This window comes from Companilactobacillus metriopterae (assembly GCF_002762335.1).
Lineage (GTDB): Bacteria > Bacillota > Bacilli > Lactobacillales > Lactobacillaceae > Companilactobacillus > Companilactobacillus metriopterae.
Genome location: NZ_CP024610.1, coordinates 280,540 through 301,267 on the forward strand (window position 1 = coordinate 280,540; position 20,728 = coordinate 301,267).

A 20,728-nucleotide genomic window follows, 5' to 3' on the forward strand; every position below is an offset into this window, starting at 1 on the left:
AATTAAGGGGACATAAATAAATGGATGATAGAAGAATATCAAATGTAAATTTGACAGAAGTTATGAAAAAATCTTTTGTCGATTACGCAGCAAGTGTTATTGTTTCACGTGCACTTCCTGATGTTCGAGATGGCTTGAAACCCGTTCATCGCCGTATTCTATACGGTATGAACGAATTGGGTGTAACACCTGAAAAGCCACATAAAAAGAGTGCTAGATTTGTTGGGGATATCATGGGTAAGTATCACCCCCATGGTGACTCAGCTATCTACGAATCAATGGTTCGTATGGCACAGGATTTCTCATACCGTTATCCCTTAGTTGATGGACACGGAAATTTTGGTTCTGTCGATGGTGATCCTGCAGCCGCAATGCGTTATACAGAAGCTCGTATGAGTAAAATTGCCGTAGAAATGTTGAGAGACATCAACAAAGATACAGTTGACCTTGTACCTAACTATGATGGTGAAGAGCGTGAGCCTATGGTTCTACCAGCTCGCTTCCCTAACTTGCTAGTTAATGGTGCTACAGGTATCGCAGTTGGTATGACAACAAATATTCCTTCACATAACTTGAAGGAAGTTATCGATGCATTACACATCTTGATGAAAAATAAAGATGCTGAAATTGCTGATTTGATGCAAGTATTGCCTGGACCGGATTTTGCTACAGGTGGTATTATCATGGGACGTTCAGGTATCCGCAAAGCCTATGAAACAGGTAAGGGTACTATCATGATTCGCGCTAAAGTAGAAGTTGAGACAAAGAAAAACGGTGCAGAAAAGATTATTGTTACCGAACTACCTTACATGGTTAACAAGGCAAATCTTGTTGAAAGAATTGCAGAGTTAGCTCGTGATAAGAAAATTGAAGGAATTACTGACTTGAACGATGAATCTGATCGTGAAGGTATGCGTATTTCAATCGATATTCGTCGTGATATCAGTGCTTCTGTTGTTTTAAATAATCTATACAAGTTGACACAGCTTCAAGTTTCATTTGGTATCAATATGGTTGCGATTGTTAACAAAACACCTAAAGTGTTGTCACTTAAACAAGTGCTACTAGAATATTTAGCTCATCAAGAAGTAGTTATTACACGTAGAACTGAATTTGAGTTGAAGAGAGCAGAAGCAAGAGCTCATATCCTAGAAGGATTGAGAATAGCTCTTGATCATATTGATGAAATCATTTCTATTATTCGTGGATCTCAAACTTCAAGCATTGCTAAACAAACATTGATAGATAGATTTGAATTGTCAGATATTCAATCCCAAGCTATTCTAGATATGCGTTTGGTAAGATTGACAGGATTAGAGCGTGAAAAAGTTGAAGCAGAATATCAAGAATTATTAGTAAAAATCTCTGATTACAAAGATATTCTTGCAAATCCAGAACGTGTCGACCAAATTATTTATGATGAATTGTTAGAAATTCAAGAAAAATTTGGTGATGAGAGACGTACTGAAATTCGTGCTAGTGAAGTTAACGCTATTGAAGATGAAGATCTTATTGAAGAAGAGAACATCTTAGTTGTTTTAACTCACCAAGGTTATATCAAACGATTATCTGCAGATGAATTTAAAGTTCAAAACCGTGGTGGTCGTGGTATACAAGGTATGGGTGTTCATGATGATGACTTCATTGAACAGATGTTGTATGCATCTACCCATGATCGACTATTGTTCTTCACGAATACTGGTAAAGTTTATCGAACAAAGGGTTATGAAGTTCCAGAATATGGCCGTACAGCCAAAGGTATTCCGGTTATTAACTTGTTAAACATTGAAAAGGGTGAGAAAGTTCAAACTGTAATCAATGTTGGACGTGATATTGATCGAGAGAATACATTCCTATTCTTCGTAACTAAGTACGGAACTGTAAAACGTACACAGGTTAGTGACTTTACTAATATTAGACACTCAGGTCTTCGTGCTATTACTCTTAAAGAAGATGATGAACTTAATGATGTTTATATGACTGATGGTTCACAGACAATCTTTATTGGAACTCATAAGGGTTATGCCGTAACCTTCAAAGAAGAAGATGTTCGTGCTATGGGTAGAACAGCCGGTGGTGTTCGTGGTATTAAGCTACGTGAAGAAGATTATGTAGTTGGATCATCGATTGTTAAACCTGATCAAGAAGTACTTACTATCTCTGAAAAAGGATATGGTAAACGTACAAAGGCAACAGAATATCCAGTCAAAGGTCGTGGTGGAAAAGGTATAAAAACTGCCAATGTCACTGAAAAAAATGGACCAATTGCTGGTGTAACTGCTGTTAATGGTGATGAAGATATTATGCTAATCACAAGTAAAGGAGTAATGATCAGATTTGATGTAGCAAATGTATCTCAAACTGGTCGTGCAACACTTGGGGTTAGATTAATTAAAGTTGATGACGGCACGATAGTATCAACTATGACAAAAGTTGCCAAAGAGGAAGAAGTTTCACGTGAAACAATTTCAGAAGATGAAAATTCTCAAGACAACAATATAAAAGATTAAAACAAAATCATTTCTACGTAATTTAAAACAAGTTTAAAAACTTGTGTTAGGTAGAAATGATTTTTTGTTTTTTTTATATAGCAATAGCTTATGAAATATGGTAATATATTACTTTGTGAGTATAAACTTAAATTTATATTCCTTGTTCATTTAATTGAACCATTAGACCATAAGGAGGTACACAGTCATGGCAGAAACACGCTACGAAATCACATATATCATTAGAACTGATATTGAAGAAGACGTTAAGAGTACACTTATCGAACGTTTCGATAAGATTATTGCAGATAACGGTTCAACAGTTGTTGAATCAAAGGACTGGGAAAAGAGACGCTTAGCATATGAAATTGCTAATCAAAAAGAAGGTATGTATCACATCGTCACAGTTGATGCACCTAATGATGAAGCACTAAGCGAATTCGATCGTCTATCAAAGATCGAAGACAACATTCTTCGTCACATGATCATTAAGATCGAAGAATAATTTGTTTCATATGAAACAAAATAAGGAGGAGATAAGATGATTAATCGAGTAGTTCTTGTAGGACGCTTAACACGAGACCCTGAGCTTAGATATACTTCTGGTGGCTCAGCTGTAGCTAGTTTTACAGTTGCTGTTAACAGACAATTTACTAATCAACAGGGCGAACGTGAAGCCGACTTTATTAATTGTGTTATTTGGCGTAAAGCTGCTGAAAACTTCTCAAACTTTACTAATAAAGGATCACTTGTAGGAATCGAAGGACGTTTACAAACACGTTCTTATGAGAACCAACAAGGCAATAGAGTATATGTAACAGAAGTTGTCGTAGACAGTTTCTCATTACTAGAATCTAGATCTGAATCTGAGAGAAGATCTTCATCAAACACAAATAATTCAGCTCCTTCGAACCAACAATCATCTTCATTTGCTCCACAAGATAGTAATAATAATAACGATTCTAATTCATTTGGCGGTATGAGCGATCCATTTGCTGACAACAGTAAACCAATCGAGATATCAGACGATGATTTACCATTCTAATTAATTTATATAGAAAGGACTGACTAAAATGGCTCAACAAAGAAGAGGCGGACGTAGAAGACGTAAAGTTGACTTTATCGCTGCTAACCACATCGAACATATCGATTATAAAGATACAGAATTACTAAAGAGATTTATTGCTGAAAATGGTAAGATTCTTCCTAGACGTGTTACTGGTACAAGTGCCAAGAACCAAAGAAAACTTACTACAGCTATTAAGAGAGCAAGAATCATGGCTCTATTGCCATTCGTTGCTGAAAATTAATAATAAAAAAAGATCGCATATGCGGTCTTTTTTTATTGCCTAAAACCGCCTCTACCTAAAGAAACAATAAGGTAAATATGGTAAAATATATAGGTATATTCAAGAGGGGTTTATTATGAAAAAATTAAAAGATAATCTACAGTTTTTCTTTAAGAGGGTAGATGGATCGACCCAATTGACTGCCGGTGCTATAGTTATAATTCTACTATCACTTTTGATAACAGGAATAATTCATGGTGGAATAATAGGCGCAGTTCAAACGTTACTGGTAGTTGTTATATCTATATTATTCATACATATATTCTTATTATTAGGTGAAAAAGCAGGACGATACACCAATGATCTACAATATCGAATTGATAGGTCGGTAGATAATAGTTTTATAGAATATCCATTAGCAATTTTAATATACGATGAAGAACAAAGAATACAATGGGTAAACCCTTATTTCATTGATAATAATGAGATAAGTGGTATCTATACTAAAAATATTAGCGATATATCTAAGGAATTATCTGAACTAATAGATAGTGATGAGAAAGATATATCAAAAACTATTTCAATTAATGATAAGAAGTACTTAGTACAAATAAAAGAACAGTTTAATGCAATATATATGTTTGATGTCACTCACTATGTTGAAATGGAACAAGAGTACGAAGAAAATCGTTCAGTTATCGGTCAAATTTATCTAGATAACTTTGTAGAGATTACTCAGTCAATGAGTGATCGAGATATATCAAACTTAAATAATTATCTTACTAATGAGTTATCAAACTGGGCATTAGAAAATCAAATGTATCTTAAGAGGATAGATGATGACCACTTTATAACATTTGCGTATACTAGTAAGCTATTTGAACAAGAAAAAGAAGGCTTCAAGATAATTGATCGTATTAGAGAGTATACATATCATCAAAATGTTCCACTTACCTTAAGTATGGGATTTGCCTATGGGGTTGATGATTTAAATACTTTAAATGATGAGGCACAAAAGAATTTGAATCTATCTCTTGGACGTGGTGGAGATCAAGTTATTGTAAAAGAAGTTGGGCAAAAAGCTAGATTTTATGGTGGTAACACTAACCCAATGGAAAAACGTACCCGTGTAAGGGCAAGAATGATCAGTGAAGCATTGCAAGAGTTACTTAAAGACAGTGATCAAGTTATTGTTATGGGACACTCTCATCCTGATATGGATGTTTTAGGATCTTCATTAGGAGTTAGAAGAATATCACTAATGAATAACACTCCTTGTAAGATTGTTATTGATCAGAATGATGTCCACACAGATATTGCTAGAATGCTTGATGAAACTAACAAAGATCCAGATTTGAAGAATGATTTAATTAATTCAGCTGAATCAGAGGGAATTATTACTAATAAGACCTTGATTGTCATGGTTGATCATTCAAAACAAAGTATTTCAATTAATCCTGGGATCTTCAAACGTGGTAACGAGAAAGTTGTCGTTATTGATCACCATAGACGTGGTGAAGAATTCCCAGAAAATCCAATGCTTATATACATTGAACCTTATGCATCATCTACAAGTGAATTGGTAACAGAGATGTTAGAGTATCAACCAAAGAATAAAAAAGCTATTCAAAAAATCGAAGCAACTGCAATGTTAGCTGGTATAGCAGTTGATACAAAATCATTCTCACTTAGAACAGGAACAAGAACTTTTGATGCTGCTAGTTATTTACGTTCAGTTGGTGCTGATGAAGCAATGATACAAAATCTTTTAAAAGAAAATATTGAATCATTCATTCAAAGAAATCATTTGATTGAAAGCATTGTTATGGTTGATAACAATATGGCGGTTTGTGTTGGTGAAGAAGACCATGCTTACGATCCTGTCATTGTAGCTCAGGCTGCAGATACATTATTATCATTGAATAATGTTGAAGCTTCATTTGTGATTTCAAGAAGACCTGATGGACGTGTGGGAATTTCTGCTCGTAGTTTGGGTAATATAAATGTTCAATTAATTATGGAAAAACTTGGCGGTGGTGGACACCTATCCGATGCTGCTACACAAATGGACGATATTTCGGTGGAAGAAGCACGTCAAAAATTAATTGATGTTATTACAAACTCTGATTCTAAAGATAAATAGGAGATTTAATTATGAAAGTCATTTTTACTGAAACAGTTAAAGGTAAGGGTAAAAAGGGAGAGATAAAAGAAGTCGCTTCTGGATATGCTCAAAACTTTTTGATTAAGAATAATAAAGCTGTTGAAGCAACAACTGCAAATATGGCTAAATTAAAAGGTGAACAAAAACGTGAAGAAAAAGATCACGATGCAGAACTAGAAAATGCAAAAAAATTAAAAGCAAAAATTGAAGACGAAAAAACAGTTGTTGAAATTGGAGCCAAATCTGGAGCCGATGGAAAATTGTTTGGATCAGTCACAACTAAAAAAATTGCTGAAGAATTAGATAAGCAATATGGCATCAAACTCGACAAGCACAAAATGGAGCTCTCTGACGGTGTTAAGACACTTGGATACATAAATGTACCAGTTAAGCTTTTTGAGAGCTTAGAAGCCACAATACGAGTACATATTTTCGAGAAGAATTAAAAAATGGATAATTTAACTACAAGAATTCCACCTAATGATCGAGATGCAGAACAATCTGTTTTAGGTGCAGTCTTTCTTAGTGCAGATGCTCTTCCAAGTGCCAATGAGTTTGTCGAGCCTGGAGATTTCTATCAGCACGCAAATCAATTAATATTTCAATCAATGATTGATTTGAATGATCGTAGTGAGCCGGTTGATGTTGTTACAGTTCAAAGTGAACTTGATAAGAATAACAACCTAGAGGACGTTGGAGGAGTCAGCTATCTTGCAGAACTAGCTGCTGCAGTTCCAACGGCAGCCAATGTTGAGTACTATGCAAAGATAGTACGTGACAAAGCCACTCTGCGTAATTTAATTAGTGCAGCTACAAAAATTGTCAATCGATCATTTGAAGAAGGCGATGAGCTGGATTCAATTATTGATCTTTCTGAAAAAGATATCATGGATGTTTCAGAAAATCGTAATAGCAACGGATTTAGAAAGATGGAAGATATCGTTAAGTCTACATTTAAGGATATCGAGAAACTTTATGAACAAGATTCAGATATTACAGGTCTTTCTACCGGATTTAAAGATTTGGACAATATGACAACAGGTCTTCACGATGATGAGCTAATTATTTTAGCAGCTCGACCTGGTGTTGGTAAAACAGCTTTTGTTTTGAATATTGCTCAAAATGCGGCTACAAAATCTAATGCAACTGTGGCAATGTTCTCACTAGAAATGGGAGCTGAACAACTTGTTACTCGTATGCTTTGTGCTGAGGGTAGCATCGATTCTAATGCTTTAAGAACGGGTCAACTTGACGAAAATCAATGGAATTCGCTGGTTGTTGCAATGGGTAGTCTTTCTAGAACTAATATTTTTATAGATGATACTCCTGGTATTAAGATGGCCGAGATTCGTTCAAAATGTCGTCGTTTAGCCAAAGAAGAGGGTGGAGTAGACCTTATAGTTGTCGATTATCTTCAATTGATTGAAGGTACTGGTCAAGAAAATCGTCAGCAAGAAGTTTCTGTTATTTCAAGACAATTGAAGAAACTAGCTAAGGAATTACACGTCCCTATAATTGCTCTTTCACAGCTATCCCGTGGTGTTGAAGCCAGACAGGACAAACGACCAATGCTTTCAGATATTCGTGAATCTGGATCTATTGAGCAAGATGCTGATATTGTCGCTTTTCTATATCGTGATGATTACTATCGTGATGAGGGCGGAGACGATGATGATCAACCAGCTGAAGTAGAGGATCAAGATGTAGGTGAAGTAGAAGTAATTATTGGTAAAAACCGTTCAGGTCCTCGTGGAACGGCGAAGTTATTATTTGTTAAGTCTTACAATAAGTTTTCATCAATTGCTAATTATTCTGAATAAATAAGTAGATTAAGTGGGGAAATTATGACAACAGTAGTAGTAGTAGGAACACAATGGGGTGACGAAGGTAAAGGTAAAATTACTGATTATTTAAGTGAAGATGCCAAAATAATTGCTCGTTATCAAGGTGGCGACAACGCTGGACATACTCTTAAGATGAATGACAAAGTTTACAAATTAAGAAGTGTCCCATCAGGAATCTTGTACTCTGACAAGGTTAGTTTGATAGGAAATGGTGTTGTTTTAAATTTAGAATCACTTAGTGAAGAGCTAAAAAGACTTCATGAACAAGGTGTCGATACAAGTAATTTGAAGATATCTAATCGCGCTCACATTATCTTGCCTTACCATATCAAGCTAGATAAGTTACAAGAAGAATCACGTGGTGATTCTAAGGTTGGTACAACAAATCGTGGTATTGGACCAGCTTATATGGACAAAGCTGCTAGAATCGGTATCAGAATGATTGATATTCTTGATAAAGAAACATTTGCAGAGGTTTTAAAGGATAACCTTGATCAAAAAAATGAATTATTCACAAAATTGTATAATTCAGATCCTATGGAATTTGATGATATTTTTGAGGATTACTACAAAATTGGTCAAGAACTAAAAGATCGTGTAATCGATACATCTGCTTTCCTAAACAAAGAAATAAGTAATGGTGAAAATGTACTTTTTGAAGGCGCACAAGGTGTAATGTTGGATATCGATCATGGTACGTATCCTTATGTAACTTCATCTAATCCAGCTGGTGGAGTAAGTACAGGTGCTGGTGTTGGTGGACCTATGATCGATCGAGTTGTCGGTGTTGTAAAAGCTTACTCATCTAGAGTTGGGGAAGGACCTTTCCCAACACAACTTGATGATGAAATAGGTGACTTTATCCGCGAACGAGGCCATGAATATGGAACTGTTACTAAACGACCACGTCGTGTTGGTTGGATTGATACAGTTGTTTTAAAGCATGCTTGTAATGTATCTGGTGTCACACATCTTGCCCTAAATGTGTTGGATGTGTTAACTGGATTAGAAGAAATCAAAGTATGTACTGGATATGAACTAAATGGAAAAGTAATTACTGAATATCCTGCAAGTTTGAAGGAACTATCAAATTGCAAACCTGTTTATAAGACATTTGCAGGTTGGGATCAGGATATTACTAGTATTAAAAGTTTAGAGGATCTTCCTCAACAAGCTCTTGAATACCTAGACTTTCTTAAAAATCAGTTAGGTGTTAGTTATTCAACAGTTTCAGTTGGACCAGATCGTTCACAAACAATTCCAGTATCAGATGTTTGGAAATAAATAAAAGGGATGTAATCATATGATTACATCCCTTTTATTTTGTATTTGTAGACGATATTAGGCCATTTTGGAAACTTACGAACTGATTGTTATTACGGTTATAACTAAGTGTGTAGTAGTATGAAACACCATTGTTCACTTGCTTGATATAAATCCTAGTCTTTCTTGGTACATCAGTAATTTCGTAGTCGATAATAGCATAATTAGTTATACGAGAGTTAGCATTTTTAGAAAAACGATACAATCCCTTGTTACTATAATCAGGATCAAGTCCCAAATTGGTTGATATCTGGTTAAAGTTTCCAGCGTTTTGGGCATTCGTTGAAGTAAGGTTGGAATTTAAAATAGCTGTTTTAACACTGTCCATGAATGAATTAGCTTGCTTGATACCGGTATTTCTTACAGCCACATCGTCATAAACGTATTTTGGAGGAGTAGTGTCAGATAGCTTCTTTATATATTTAGCTGATTTAATACTATCTCCTTGATAGTAAAGGCGATAGCGGTAACCGACAATTTTTTTTGTGTCATTGTATTGATTACAACTGATAGTCAGGTAATTTCCAGTGGTATCTTTACCAAAATTGATTAAAGTTATGCTGTATATGTATTGATATTGGGAACTATTGATCATTTTCTTCAATTGTTTTTCTTGATTTGCTGATAAGAAACTAAATCTTTTGGTTTGAAGATAGTTTGCCTCAATATTATCAGTTAACTCTAGCACATGCTTTTTAGTTTTTTCATAGTTAGTATCAGTTATCTTGATACCCTTAGGGGTAACACCTTCATCGATATGCTTAGGATTTACAATAAGTGAAAAGGGTACAGATATACTTGATATTCCATCTGCGGTCTTATCTCTAATTTGAAAAGCGTTAAATATGAATAAAATAACAATAATAACTACCACTATTATTGGAACTATTAATTTTACGTAAGATTTATTTAGATTTTTCAAATTTTTATCCTTTACTGTTATTGTTAGTATATATTAAGAAATCAAAAAAACATATATCTAGGGAAAAAAATGAAACCAGAAACTAAAGTATCAAGATGGTTATTGCATGTAGCGCAAGGTATTGTAATACTAACAGCTGTAGTTTTTGTCATCATGTTATCTAGGGGAGTAGCCAACGCCAGTGTTACTCAACTGTTGAACTCACAGTATCAACAAAAAGAATTCAAAATTCTCAAAACCAAAGTAAATGAGAGATCACTTGATTTTGTTGGAGGAGTTATTAAATCAACAGGTGACAGTATCTTGTCCCAAGACAACATTAAGAGTTATCGAGAAGTTAAAAAGATTGTTGATGAGAGAAAAGAAAACGACGCAAAAATAAGCAGTCTCTACGATGATAAATCCAACTACCATAATGGAGTAGATGCTGCTCTTATCAATGATATTGACAAGAATTTGACTGGAGAAAAGAATCAGGACATCTACCAAAAGCAAAAGAATCGTCTAGATAAAATTCAAATATGGTACGAACAAACTCAAGATGCGGATAAAAATATATCCAAGGCATACGATGATTACACGGATGATAATTCGTCTCTGAGTTTTGAAAATATAACACTGGTTAATACCTATTATCAGCTAATAAAGAACAAGACTGTCAAAGATAGTTGGTCTGATATAGTCAACGAATTAAATACATACTATGACGGTCATGAGCAAGTTAATTCAAGAGTTACTGATGCACAAAGGGAATTAGACAGATTGAAAAATTCCTCATTGGGAGATGATAAATTTCAACCAGCAGTTGTTACAATAATATCTACCGCTGATATGATAAATCGTGCTAACAAAGTATTGAGTGCCAATAATATTACAGATAGCAAGGTTCTCTATTATGACAGTGTCGCTAATAAACTAGCTGTACTGACATACAAATCAGGAAAATATAGCTCGAATAGTGGAACAATCGGTGTTAAATCATCGCAAGTTTCTGGTGGGCAGTATGGAATTAAAAAGTTAATTTCAGATGAAAGCACAGGTATTGTAACAGACAGTTCTGGTAGTTTTGGTCAAGTAATATCAATTCCAAGTGATAGCTATCCAAGTAATTCAACAAGTAATTTTAACGCTGCTAAACCAGTATTCTGGGTAAAAAATGATTCGGATTTAACTAATTCAATTTACTTTAGTAGCTCAAGTTCTATTGGTTTCATTTATTCAGGATCTAGCAAAAATAATGGTTTAGTTGTCAGTTCAAGTGATTTAGGTAAATTAAAATCACAAGTATCAACTGGGATGATATTCTACGCAAATTAGGGGAGTAATATGCGAGAGCAGCAGTTAAAGAAAAATAAGGTTAAAGGTAGCAAGAAAAGACGCATTCTGTGGGTCTTATTTGCCATTATCTTAATTTTCTTGGTCTCGGTAGGAATCTTCTGGATAAAAAATGGTACAGAGATAAAGAACTCCATTAGGGATGGCTATGCTTACAGCCAAAACATCAAAAAAGATAACTTTGAGCCAAAGAATAAGACATTAATCTATGATAAGAATCATCAAGTTATTAAAAAGTTGTCAACAACATCATCAATTTACACAAAAATAGATAACGTGAATCCTTTGATCAAAAATGGATTAGTTCAGGTTGAAGATAAAAGATTTTACTCCCACCATGGTGTTGATATCTATGGAATTGGGCGAGCTGCTTTTTCCAGAATCTTCCTGAGAAGACAACAAGGTGGATCAACATTAACTCAGCAATTAGTTAAAAATATTATTCTAAAGGATCAGTCACAAACATCAGATCGAAAGATCAAAGAAATGGTTATCGCCCAAGAGATTGAGAAGAAATTTAGTAAGCAACAGATCCTAGAATTTTATATTAATAATGTCTATATGGGACATGGTAATTATGGATTTAGTAGTGCTTCTGAATACTATTTTTCAAAGGATCAGTCAAAACTTTCAATAGACCAATTAGCTTTACTTATCGGTTTACCAAATAATCAAACTTTATACGATCCTGTTATTAATCCTAATAATGCTAAATATAGACGTAATGTTGTTCTAAAGACTATGCTTGATAGTCAATTGATTTCAAATAAAGAGTATAAAGATGCTGTAAAACAACCTATCAAGCTAAAAATTAATCAGCAGAGCTACGACAATGATATTTCTAAAGACTATGCGATTAATTACGCTATCTATAATGCAACGGAAGAGTTAATGAAATCGTCAGGCTTCACTATGAAGTACAAATTTGATAGTGACCAACAGCGTAATGATTATAATGCTAGCTATCAACAGGCATTCGATAAGGCAAGAGGTCAATTATTAAGTGGTGGATATTCAATAAATTCAACAATTGATATGAATCTACAAAATCAAGTTGTTAAGATTGCTCAAGACCAGTATAAAGCGTACACAGGTAAGGACTCTAATGGGAAATTGACGCCACAGTTATCAAGTACAGTTGTAGATAATAAGACTGGGGATGTTATAGCTATTGTCGGAGGTCGATCAACTGATGACGATCAAGTTAACCGTGCTATCAGTGGTTATCGTCAACCGGGATCAAGTGCAAAACCTATAGTTGCTTATGCTCCCGCATTTGAACGAGGATATTTTCCACAGAGTACAGTTGAAGATTCAAAGATTGATAATATTAAAAACTGGTATGAAGGCTTCAAAGGTAAGATGGATCTTCGATCAGCTCTAGAAAATTCTGTAAACACTGTTGCATATAAGTTGGCTGTTTCCGATACAAAACACAGTTACTACGATGATTTATTAAAAATGGAATTTGCAAGATTATCTCCACAGGATAATAATCCGATTATTGCTATTGGTGGATTTACTTACGGTACAACTACCAATGAAATGGCATCAGCATACAGTACATTAGCCAGAGGTGGTAAGTTTATCCATCCAAGTAATTTGAATAGCATCTATGATAGCTCTAATAATCGCTATATTTACCAAAATCGACACATTAATAAACGGGTATATAGTCCTGAATCAAGTTATATGACTATTAACATTATGCAGTCTGTAATTACTGATGGATTAGGTAAAGGAGCTGCGTTATCTAATTACGGCTATACAGCTGGTAAGACAGGTACTACTGATGATACTAAGGATTCTTATTTTGTTGGATCCACACCAGAGTTTACAATTGCCAACTGGACAGGAAATGATACTCCTTCAACGATATCAGCTAGTGAGCAAGAGTTATCAATGCAAACCTTTAAAGCTGAAGGTGAGTATCTGGTAGATTACCTTAAAGAAGAGAATAAGGACTTTACAACGCCTAGTGATATTAAAAAAGACGGTCAAGATTTAAAAGTTGTTAAGAGTAAAAAGAAACAGTCTACACAGGACAAAATAACAACAAAATTTGATTTATTTAACAAAGAGCAACGTAAAGATAACAACAACCGTTTGGACGATTTAGACTATCGAATTATTTACCATCTAACTAAAAAAGAAGAGAAGAAACGAGAATCTAAGGTAAAAAAGGCTATTTCAAAATATAAGAAGAGCCCATTTACTAAGAAATCTCAATATAAATCTAAGTTAGAGACGCTACAAAAAATAGGTTATTTGAATGCTAACGTTAAACATCAAAAGGCAAAGATTAAGTTCAGTAATGAATTAATCAAACTACAAAAAGAGTTGAACTTTACCCAAGCTCAGCTACTTTCAGATAAAGACGCTGCTAAATTAGCTGAAATTCAAGGCCAAATAGATACATTAAAGAGTCAAAAAGATAGCGATAAGAAGACTAAACTGGCTCAGTTGAACAAGGATTATCAGGATCAGCTTGCTAAGGTTAAAACCGCTTATAAGAATGATGACGATGATAAGGAAGCACAGAAGAAAAAGCTTGAAGATATCATGGATCAAATTAGAAGTTATGGTGGATCAGCACCAGATATAACCATAAACGTTGATAATTAAGCCAGAAGGTATTATATTTATCGTATGATAATTAAATGGAGGATTTTAGTATGAAATCAGAAGAATTTTTAACTAAGGGTGTTATTGTGTTTGCTTGTTACAACTGTGATCATCCGGCAATGGTTATAGATAGCCGTGATGAAGTGGCTACTAATGGTGATGGTTCTACTAAGTATGAGATAAAAATGCATTGCCCACGTTGCAAATCAACAGATAGCTTCATTTTAAACGACGGTTCAGCTGAAAATCATTCTGAATCAGTTAACGCTAAGAAGGTACCTAATTTAGATAAAGCACTATAAAAAAAGACTAGCCATAGGCTAGTCTTTTTAATTTAATCAATTAATTCATTTTTGTTAGTACGCTTTGCGATTGCAGGAAGGATAAGTCCTAATAGAATAAAAATGATAGGTGTGGCAATGTTTAAAGCTAGTTGGAACCACCATGATGATGGGTCGTTAGCTTGGTTCATCTTAGGAATCATCCCTAAGATACAGGCAAATGAAGTTAAGATGAAGCACCATAGTCCAAATCCGAATCCAACGTATTTGTTTTTAACAAACATATATTCAGATTGATATTTGTCCAATTGTCTTGTAAGCAACATATAAGCGAAAAATACCCATAAGTAACGCATTGGCATAACAATAGCATTTAGATTAAGCATCCAGTTGTATAAATCATTCATTCCATTGATACCAATAGCAGGTACAATGATAAGAATAGATACTAGGATAGCGGTCATAATATAACCATTAACAGCAACACCATTTTTATTCTTCTTAGATAGGGCTTTTGGAATGAAATGTTTATCAGCATCATTCAGCAACATTCTAAGAGGGGCATCGATTGAAATTGCCAGGGCAGTTGCTGAAGCAAGTGCCATTGTAATAGCGTATAACCAAACAAAAAGATTACCAACATGGAATGAGTTACCTAAGTATTGAAATGCTTGGTAAGCACCATTAGCCATAAGATCTTGAGGGATGTGATTAGAATCAACAATCATCCCCATAGCAAATGATCCAAGAACAGCACTTACGGCAACCATAGTAGCAAGGACGATCATTCCTAGTGGGAATTCCTTGGAAGCATTCTTTGTTTTATTGACATATGGTGAAATCTTTTCAGCACCACCAACGGCGAATATAAGCATAGAAACAGTTGTGAAGTACTGTAGATTAAACTTAGGTATGTAAGTATGAATGTCTGTCATGTTAGGAGTAGCAATAGTAGCCTTAGTAATAAATGGAGCACTAACACCTAAAATAATAAATAAGATAGACATAGTAAACATCAATATACCGGCCAAACTTCCTAACTTACTTAGAAAATCAGTACTCTTAGTTGATACCCAAACGAATACTAAGAATATAATCAAGCTAGCTCCCTGAACTATTATAGGAGAAGCAGTATTGATAAATGAACCGTTACCCTTAAATAACCAAGATAAACTAATCATGATCAGTTGAGGTTTTTGAGCAAGATAAGGGATGTGAACAATCCAATAGGTCCACGCAGTAAAGTAGGCTAGACGGTTATTGGACAATGCCTTAACCCATGAACTAACGCCACCTTCAGAGTCTTTAAAAGTCGAGCCAAGTTGACCAACCATTAAAGCGTAAGGTACAAAATAGAGTACCATGATAAGAATCCAAGAGGTTATAACACCTAAACCTTGATTAGCGTAGTTGTTAATAACATTGTTTAGTCCCCAAACAGCTGTAAAAGCAACGAGGGCGATATTCCACCATCTAAACGTTTTTGCATCGTAATTTTCTTCTAACATATTTTTCCTCCGATACTTGAAAAGTATACATTAAAATTACTCCAAAAATATTGTAAAAGTATAAAGCTGATAGATTTTTATAGTAAGAGATGAAAAAAGTCTGTATAATACATCTATACGATTAAATCTGATTTCACATTTGGAGTTAATAATGGACAATAAAAATTCCCGCAGAACAAAGCGTGGTAACCTTACACGTAATGGTGCGCTTGCTTCCCCAAAGACAGGGAAAGCATCTAAACAGTTTATTAAAATATTCAGTTTAACTTTACTAATAGTATTCTTCGCATTAGGTTCATACGGATTTAGACTATATGCCCAGACTCAAGGAGCATTTAGTAAAACATATAAGCCTCTGGCAGGTAGAGAAGCATCATCTAAAATTCAAAACAAAAAACCAGTTTCTATACTATTACTAGGTGTCGATACAACAGATAACGGAATACGTGATACTGAGGTCGATTACAAAGGAAACTCAGATACTATGATTGTAGTTACAGTAAATCCCGATACAAATAAGACAACAATGATGTCAGTACCAAGAGATACTATGGCTCAAATATGGAAGACAAGCACTAATAACACAAAGAAGATTCAAAAAATTAATTCTGCATATAACATAGGTACAGAACAGAGTTCTGTAGTTACAACTGAAAAACTATTAAATATTCCAATTGATTACTATATTAAGGTAGACTTCAATTCATTAACTAAGATTGTTAACAGTGTTGGTGGAGTTGATGTAGATGTTCCATTTAGTTTCTCTTATGGAGACACAGGTAAGAAACCATCTGTATTCAAGAAGGGTAAAATGCATCTAAACGGTCAACAAGCACTGGACTACTCAAGAATGCGCCATGATGATCCTGATGGAGACTATGGTAGACAAAAGAGACAACGACAAGTTATATCTGCAATTATTAAATCAGCAGCAAGCGCTCAGACTTTCACTCACTATCAATCAGTCTTAGATAGTATCTCTGATTCAATGACAACAAGTATGCCATTTAATGATATGCAATCAATGTTCCTTAACTATCGAGGAGCATCTAAGGATATTGATTCAGACTATATCCAAGGTTACGGATCAATGATTGATGGTCAATCATTTGAAGTAGCTCCAACAAAAGAATTACAACGTGCATCAAACAAATTGCGTAAACAATTAGGATTACCAAAAGAAACATTGAATAATGAAGAAACAAAACTTAATAAATTAAATGAAGATCGAGGATTTGATTTCAACGTAGATTTAGATCAGACTTATGATATCTTTACAAAAAATCAAACATCCAAATAGGCAGAAGGGCTGAAAATTTTTTCAGCCCTTTTACATTTATAGAAAGAAGACAATTAATGAGCATTTTAGAAGTTAGTCATCTAACTCATCAGTTTCTGGATAAGAAGCTTTACGATGATACTGGATTACAAGTAAATAAAGAAGACCATTTGGGGATAATGGGCCAAAATGGGGTAGGTAAATCTACTTTCATTAAAATTTTGACAGGGCAAATCCAACCAGATGAAGGAAAGGTAACCTGGCAGAAGAATCTAACAATAGGTTATCTTGATCAAGAGGCAAAGCTAGTTAAAGGGATGACCATCCGTGAGTACCTCAGATCAGCCTTTGCTAAGTTGTATGAAGCAAGTGATCGTCTGAACGAAATATATATGAATGATCCCGATGATGAAGACTTAATCAAGGCAGGTAGACTCCAAGAATTGTTGGATGCTAACCAGTTTTATGAAATTGATACTATGATTGAACAAGTTGCTACCGGTTTAGGAATCGACGCAATTGGTTATGATCATGATGTTTCAGAGCTAAGTGGGGGACAACGTTCTAAGATCATCTTGGCAAAAATTCTTTTAGAGAAGCCAGATATGATTCTTTTAGACGAGCCAACTAACTATTTGGATACAACACACATAGATTGGCTAACAGACTATCTTAATGATTTTTCAGGAGCGTTCATTGTTATTTCCCATGATTATGGATTCTTGGAAAATATAATCAACTGTGTTGCTGATTTCGAATTCGGCAAGATTACCAAATATACAGGATCATTGAAGCAAGCACTAAAGCAAAAAGCTGCCAATAAAGAAACACATATGAAGGCATATGTTAAACAACAAGAACAAATTAAGAAGACAGAAGCATACATAAGAAAGAATAAGGCGGGATCTAGATCTAAAAGTGCCCGTAGTAGAGAGAAGCAACTAGCAAGACTAGATATAATAACTCCACCAGGTAATAAAAGTGTATCTACATTTGAGTTTCCATATAAACCAATTGCCCAATCTAGGGTGATTTTGGAAGTAAACGATCTAGTAGTGGGATACGATGACCAACCATTACTTGAAACACCTATTAACTTTTCAGTAGTAAGCGGAGAGAAAATAGTAATAAAAGGATTCAACGGTATAGGTAAGTCAACTCTAATTAAGACCTTGTTAGGAATAATACCTTCTATAAAAGGTAACTTTGATTTTTCAGATGTAAGCGAGATAGGTTACTTTAAACAAGACTTGAAGTGGAACTCTAATCTAGAGACACCTTTTAAAGTAATAAGCGATAAACATAGCAAAGAAGATTCTAAAAGAGTTAGGCAAGTATTAACTAGAACAGGATTGACCAATCAGCAAGTAATGTCAGAAATGAGATCACTATCTGGTGGTGAACAAACCAAAGTAAAATTAGCTGACCTTATGTTTGACGAGAGTAATATTTTATTCATGGATGAGCCTACTAATCATTTGGATGACGAGAGTAAGGCAGCACTGCGTTCAGGATTGATGAATTACCCTGGTTCTGTTATACTAGTAACACACGAAGAAGATTTTTACAGCAGTTATTGGATCGATAAAATCATCGATATCGAATCATTAAAAAATAAATAGAAGTTTTTACGTTTAAACACTTGAAACCATCTGCTTTTATTGCTAAGATATTCTTTGTTGTTTTGAGAGAGACAATAGGGAAATGAGTTGAGGGACTTATTTCTCAGATAATATTTTAAAAAACTAGTTGACATGAGTTAGCTAAGTTGATAAGATATTCTAGTCGCTTGTTAAGAAGCGAAAGCGATTAACAAGAAGTAGACCTTTGAAAACTGAACAAAGTTTTAACGCTTTAATTGTGTAGGCCTTTTGTCAAACAAAAGGTAAACAAAAATACAATGCAATTGTCAATTTGCTAGTAATTAATTTATGAGTCACAAATTCTAATATGAGAGTTTGATCCTGGCTCAGGACGAACGCTGGCGGCGTGCCTAATACATGCAAGTCGAGCGAACTCTCGTGAATGATCAATGGTGCTTGCACCAGAGAGATTTCACATTTGAGTGAGCGGCGGACGGGTGAGTAACACGTGGGTAACCTACCCTAAAGAGGGGGATAACATCTGGAAACAGGTGCTAATACCGCATAACAATTTCTTCCGCATGGTTGAAATTTAAAAGATGGTTTTGCTATCACTTTAGGATGGACCCGCGGCGTATTAGCTAGTTGGTGAGGTAACGGCTCACCAAGGCGATGATACGTAGCCGACCTGAGAGGGTAATCGGCCACATTGGGACTGAGACACGGCCCAAACTCCTACGGGAGGCAGCAGTAGGGAATCTTCCACAATGGACGAAAGTCTGATGGAGCAACGCCGCGTGAGTGAAGAAGGTTTTCGGATCGTAAAACTCTGTTGTTGAAGAAGAACATGCATGAGAGTAACTGTTCATGTATTGACGGTATTCAACCAGAAAGCCACGGCTAACTACGTGCCAGCAGCCGCGGTAATACGTAGGTGGCAAGCGTTGTCCGGATTTATTGGGCGTAAAGCGAGTGCAGGCGGTTTATTAAGTCTGATGTGAAAGCCCTCGGCTCAACCGAGGAATTGCATCGGAAACTGGTAAACTTGAGTGCAGAAGAGGAGAGTGGAACTCCATGTGTAGCGGTGGAATGCGTAGATATATGGAAGAACACCAGTGGCGAAGGCGGCTCTCTGGTCTGTAACTGACGCTGAGGCTCGAAAGTGTGGGTAGCAAACAGGATTAGATACCCTGGTAGTCCACACCGTAAACGATGAGTGCTAAGTGTTGGAGGGTTTCCGCCCTTCAGTGCTGCAGCTAACGCATTAAGCACTCCGCCTGGGGAGTACGACCGCAAGGTTGAAACTCAAAGGAATTGACGGGGGCCCGCACAAGCGGTGGAGCATGTGGTTTAATTCGAAGCAACGCGAAGAACCTTACCAGGTCTTGACATACCATGAAAGTCTAAGAGATTAGAGGTTCCCTTCGGGGACATGGATACAGGTGGTGCATGGTTGTCGTCAGCTCGTGTCGTGAGATGTTGGGTTAAGTCCCGCAACGAGCGCAACCCTTATTGTTAGTTGCCATCATTTAGTTGGGCACTCTAGCGAGACTGCCGGTGACAAACCGGAGGAAGGTGGGGACGACGTCAAATCATCATGCCCCTTATGACCTGGGCTACACACGTGCTACAATGGTCAGTACAACGTGCTGCGAACTCGCGAGGGTAAGCAAATCACTTAAAACTGATCTCAGTTCGGATTGTAGGCTGCAACTCGCCTACATGAAGCTGGAATCGCTAGTAATCGCGGATCAGCATGCCGCGGTGAATACGTTCCCGGGCCTTGTACACACCGCCCGTCACACCATGAGAGTTTGTAACACCCAAAGCCGGTGGGGTAACCTTTTAGGAGCTAGCCGTCTAAGGTGGGACAGATGATTAGGGTGAAGTCGTAACAAGGTAGCCGTAGGAGAACCTGCGGCTGGATCACCTCCTTTCTAAGGAAAAGCACGAGAGTGCGAATCGGAATTACACAATTAGTTAAAACTTTGTTTAGTTTTGAGAGGTCTATACTCTCGAACTCGTACCTTGAAAACTGGATATTAAGAAATAAAGAAACACCGAAAACTGCGCGACAGATTTAGAA

15 protein-coding genes and 1 rRNA gene are annotated in these 20,728 nt (G+C 35.8%); 14 read left to right on the forward strand and 2 right to left on the reverse strand.

Annotated features, from left to right (window positions below; translation table 11 throughout):
* Positions 1-20: 20 nt before the first annotated feature.
* The 8 genes from gyrA (at position 21) to CS873_RS01430 (ending at position 9,070) form a co-directional block, all read left to right on the forward strand.
* Entirely contained in the window at positions 21-2,510 is a 2,490-nt protein-coding gene (gene gyrA, locus CS873_RS01395) for a DNA gyrase subunit A (RefSeq protein ID WP_099974107.1), read from the forward strand.
* A gap of 187 nt (positions 2,511-2,697) precedes the next feature.
* Complete coding sequence (gene rpsF / locus CS873_RS01400) at positions 2,698-2,994, forward strand: 30S ribosomal protein S6 (protein WP_099974108.1); 297 nt, start codon at positions 2,698-2,700, stop codon at positions 2,992-2,994.
* Positions 2,995-3,030: 36 nt separating this feature from the next.
* Positions 3,031-3,534, forward strand: coding sequence for a single-stranded DNA-binding protein (ssb, locus tag CS873_RS01405; protein ID WP_099974109.1), 504 nt, complete (start codon positions 3,031-3,033; stop codon positions 3,532-3,534).
* 28 nt (positions 3,535-3,562) lie between these two features.
* Positions 3,563-3,799, forward strand: a complete 237-nt coding sequence (gene rpsR / locus CS873_RS01410; protein WP_099974110.1) for a 30S ribosomal protein S18 — start codon at positions 3,563-3,565, stop codon at positions 3,797-3,799.
* Positions 3,800-3,914: 115 nt separating this feature from the next.
* On the forward strand, positions 3,915-5,921 hold the full coding sequence (locus CS873_RS01415) for a DHH family phosphoesterase (RefSeq protein ID WP_099974111.1): 2,007 nt from the start codon (positions 3,915-3,917) through the stop codon (positions 5,919-5,921).
* A gap of 11 nt (positions 5,922-5,932) precedes the next feature.
* On the forward strand, positions 5,933-6,388 hold the full coding sequence (rplI, locus tag CS873_RS01420) for a 50S ribosomal protein L9 (RefSeq protein WP_099974112.1): 456 nt from the start codon (positions 5,933-5,935) through the stop codon (positions 6,386-6,388).
* A 3-nt stretch (positions 6,389-6,391) separates the two neighbouring features.
* Positions 6,392-7,762, forward strand: coding sequence for a replicative DNA helicase (gene dnaB, locus CS873_RS01425; protein WP_099974113.1), 1,371 nt, complete (start codon positions 6,392-6,394; stop codon positions 7,760-7,762).
* Between the two features lie 24 nt (positions 7,763-7,786).
* Entirely contained in the window at positions 7,787-9,070 is a 1,284-nt protein-coding gene (locus tag CS873_RS01430; RefSeq protein ID WP_099974114.1) for an adenylosuccinate synthase, read from the forward strand.
* A gap of 34 nt (positions 9,071-9,104) precedes the next feature.
* Here the strand turns inward: CS873_RS01430 and CS873_RS01435 are convergent, their stop codons facing one another.
* Complete coding sequence (locus tag CS873_RS01435; RefSeq protein WP_099974115.1) at positions 9,105-10,031, reverse strand: hypothetical protein; 927 nt, start codon at positions 10,029-10,031, stop codon at positions 9,105-9,107.
* Between the two features lie 69 nt (positions 10,032-10,100).
* Here CS873_RS01435 and CS873_RS01440 point away from each other — a divergent pair, with 69 nt between their 5' ends.
* The 3 genes from CS873_RS01440 to CS873_RS01450 are packed head-to-tail and all read left to right on the forward strand — an operon-like array spanning position 10,101 to position 14,293.
* Entirely contained in the window at positions 10,101-11,348 is a 1,248-nt protein-coding gene (locus tag CS873_RS01440) for a hypothetical protein (RefSeq protein ID WP_099974116.1), read from the forward strand.
* Between the two features lie 9 nt (positions 11,349-11,357).
* Positions 11,358-13,991 (forward strand): transglycosylase domain-containing protein, encoded by a 2,634-nt coding sequence (locus CS873_RS01445; RefSeq protein WP_099974117.1) that lies wholly within the window; start codon positions 11,358-11,360, stop codon positions 13,989-13,991.
* A 50-nt stretch (positions 13,992-14,041) separates the two neighbouring features.
* Complete coding sequence (locus tag CS873_RS01450; RefSeq protein ID WP_099974118.1) at positions 14,042-14,293, forward strand: hypothetical protein; 252 nt, start codon at positions 14,042-14,044, stop codon at positions 14,291-14,293.
* Between the two features lie 32 nt (positions 14,294-14,325).
* Here the strand turns inward: CS873_RS01450 and CS873_RS01455 are convergent, their stop codons facing one another.
* Entirely contained in the window at positions 14,326-15,780 is a 1,455-nt protein-coding gene (locus tag CS873_RS01455; protein ID WP_099974119.1) for an amino acid permease, read from the reverse strand.
* A 151-nt stretch (positions 15,781-15,931) separates the two neighbouring features.
* On the opposite strand from CS873_RS01455, the gene CS873_RS01460 reads away from it, so the two are divergent.
* From CS873_RS01460 to CS873_RS01470, 3 genes are all read left to right on the forward strand, one after another.
* Positions 15,932-17,080 (forward strand): LCP family protein, encoded by a 1,149-nt coding sequence (locus CS873_RS01460; RefSeq protein WP_099974120.1) that lies wholly within the window; start codon positions 15,932-15,934, stop codon positions 17,078-17,080.
* A gap of 56 nt (positions 17,081-17,136) precedes the next feature.
* Complete coding sequence (locus CS873_RS01465; protein ID WP_099974121.1) at positions 17,137-18,681, forward strand: ABC-F family ATP-binding cassette domain-containing protein; 1,545 nt, start codon at positions 17,137-17,139, stop codon at positions 18,679-18,681.
* A 324-nt stretch (positions 18,682-19,005) separates the two neighbouring features.
* Positions 19,006-20,579, forward strand: a 16S ribosomal RNA gene (locus CS873_RS01470).
* Positions 20,580-20,728: the final 149 nt, after the last annotated feature.

Coding starts and splice junctions, on each gene's coding strand:
- rpsR (WP_099974110.1), top strand. CDS start 3,563: ATGGCTCAACAAAGAAGAGGCGGACGTAGAAGACGTAAAGTTGACTTT.
- CS873_RS01440 (WP_099974116.1), top strand. CDS start 10,101: ATGAAACCAGAAACTAAAGTATCAAGATGGTTATTGCATGTAGCGCAA.
- CS873_RS01445 (WP_099974117.1), top strand. CDS start 11,358: ATGCGAGAGCAGCAGTTAAAGAAAAATAAGGTTAAAGGTAGCAAGAAA.
- CS873_RS01450 (WP_099974118.1), top strand. CDS start 14,042: ATGAAATCAGAAGAATTTTTAACTAAGGGTGTTATTGTGTTTGCTTGT.
- dnaB (WP_099974113.1), top strand. CDS start 6,392: ATGGATAATTTAACTACAAGAATTCCACCTAATGATCGAGATGCAGAA.
- rpsF (WP_099974108.1), top strand. CDS start 2,698: ATGGCAGAAACACGCTACGAAATCACATATATCATTAGAACTGATATT.
- rplI (WP_099974112.1), top strand. CDS start 5,933: ATGAAAGTCATTTTTACTGAAACAGTTAAAGGTAAGGGTAAAAAGGGA.
- CS873_RS01460 (WP_099974120.1), top strand. CDS start 15,932: ATGGACAATAAAAATTCCCGCAGAACAAAGCGTGGTAACCTTACACGT.
- CS873_RS01465 (WP_099974121.1), top strand. CDS start 17,137: ATGAGCATTTTAGAAGTTAGTCATCTAACTCATCAGTTTCTGGATAAG.
- CS873_RS01430 (WP_099974114.1), top strand. CDS start 7,787: ATGACAACAGTAGTAGTAGTAGGAACACAATGGGGTGACGAAGGTAAA.
- CS873_RS01455 (WP_099974119.1), bottom strand. CDS start 15,780: ATGTTAGAAGAAAATTACGATGCAAAAACGTTTAGATGGTGGAATATC.
- CS873_RS01415 (WP_099974111.1), top strand. CDS start 3,915: ATGAAAAAATTAAAAGATAATCTACAGTTTTTCTTTAAGAGGGTAGAT.
- ssb (WP_099974109.1), top strand. CDS start 3,031: ATGATTAATCGAGTAGTTCTTGTAGGACGCTTAACACGAGACCCTGAG.
- gyrA (WP_099974107.1), top strand. CDS start 21: ATGGATGATAGAAGAATATCAAATGTAAATTTGACAGAAGTTATGAAA.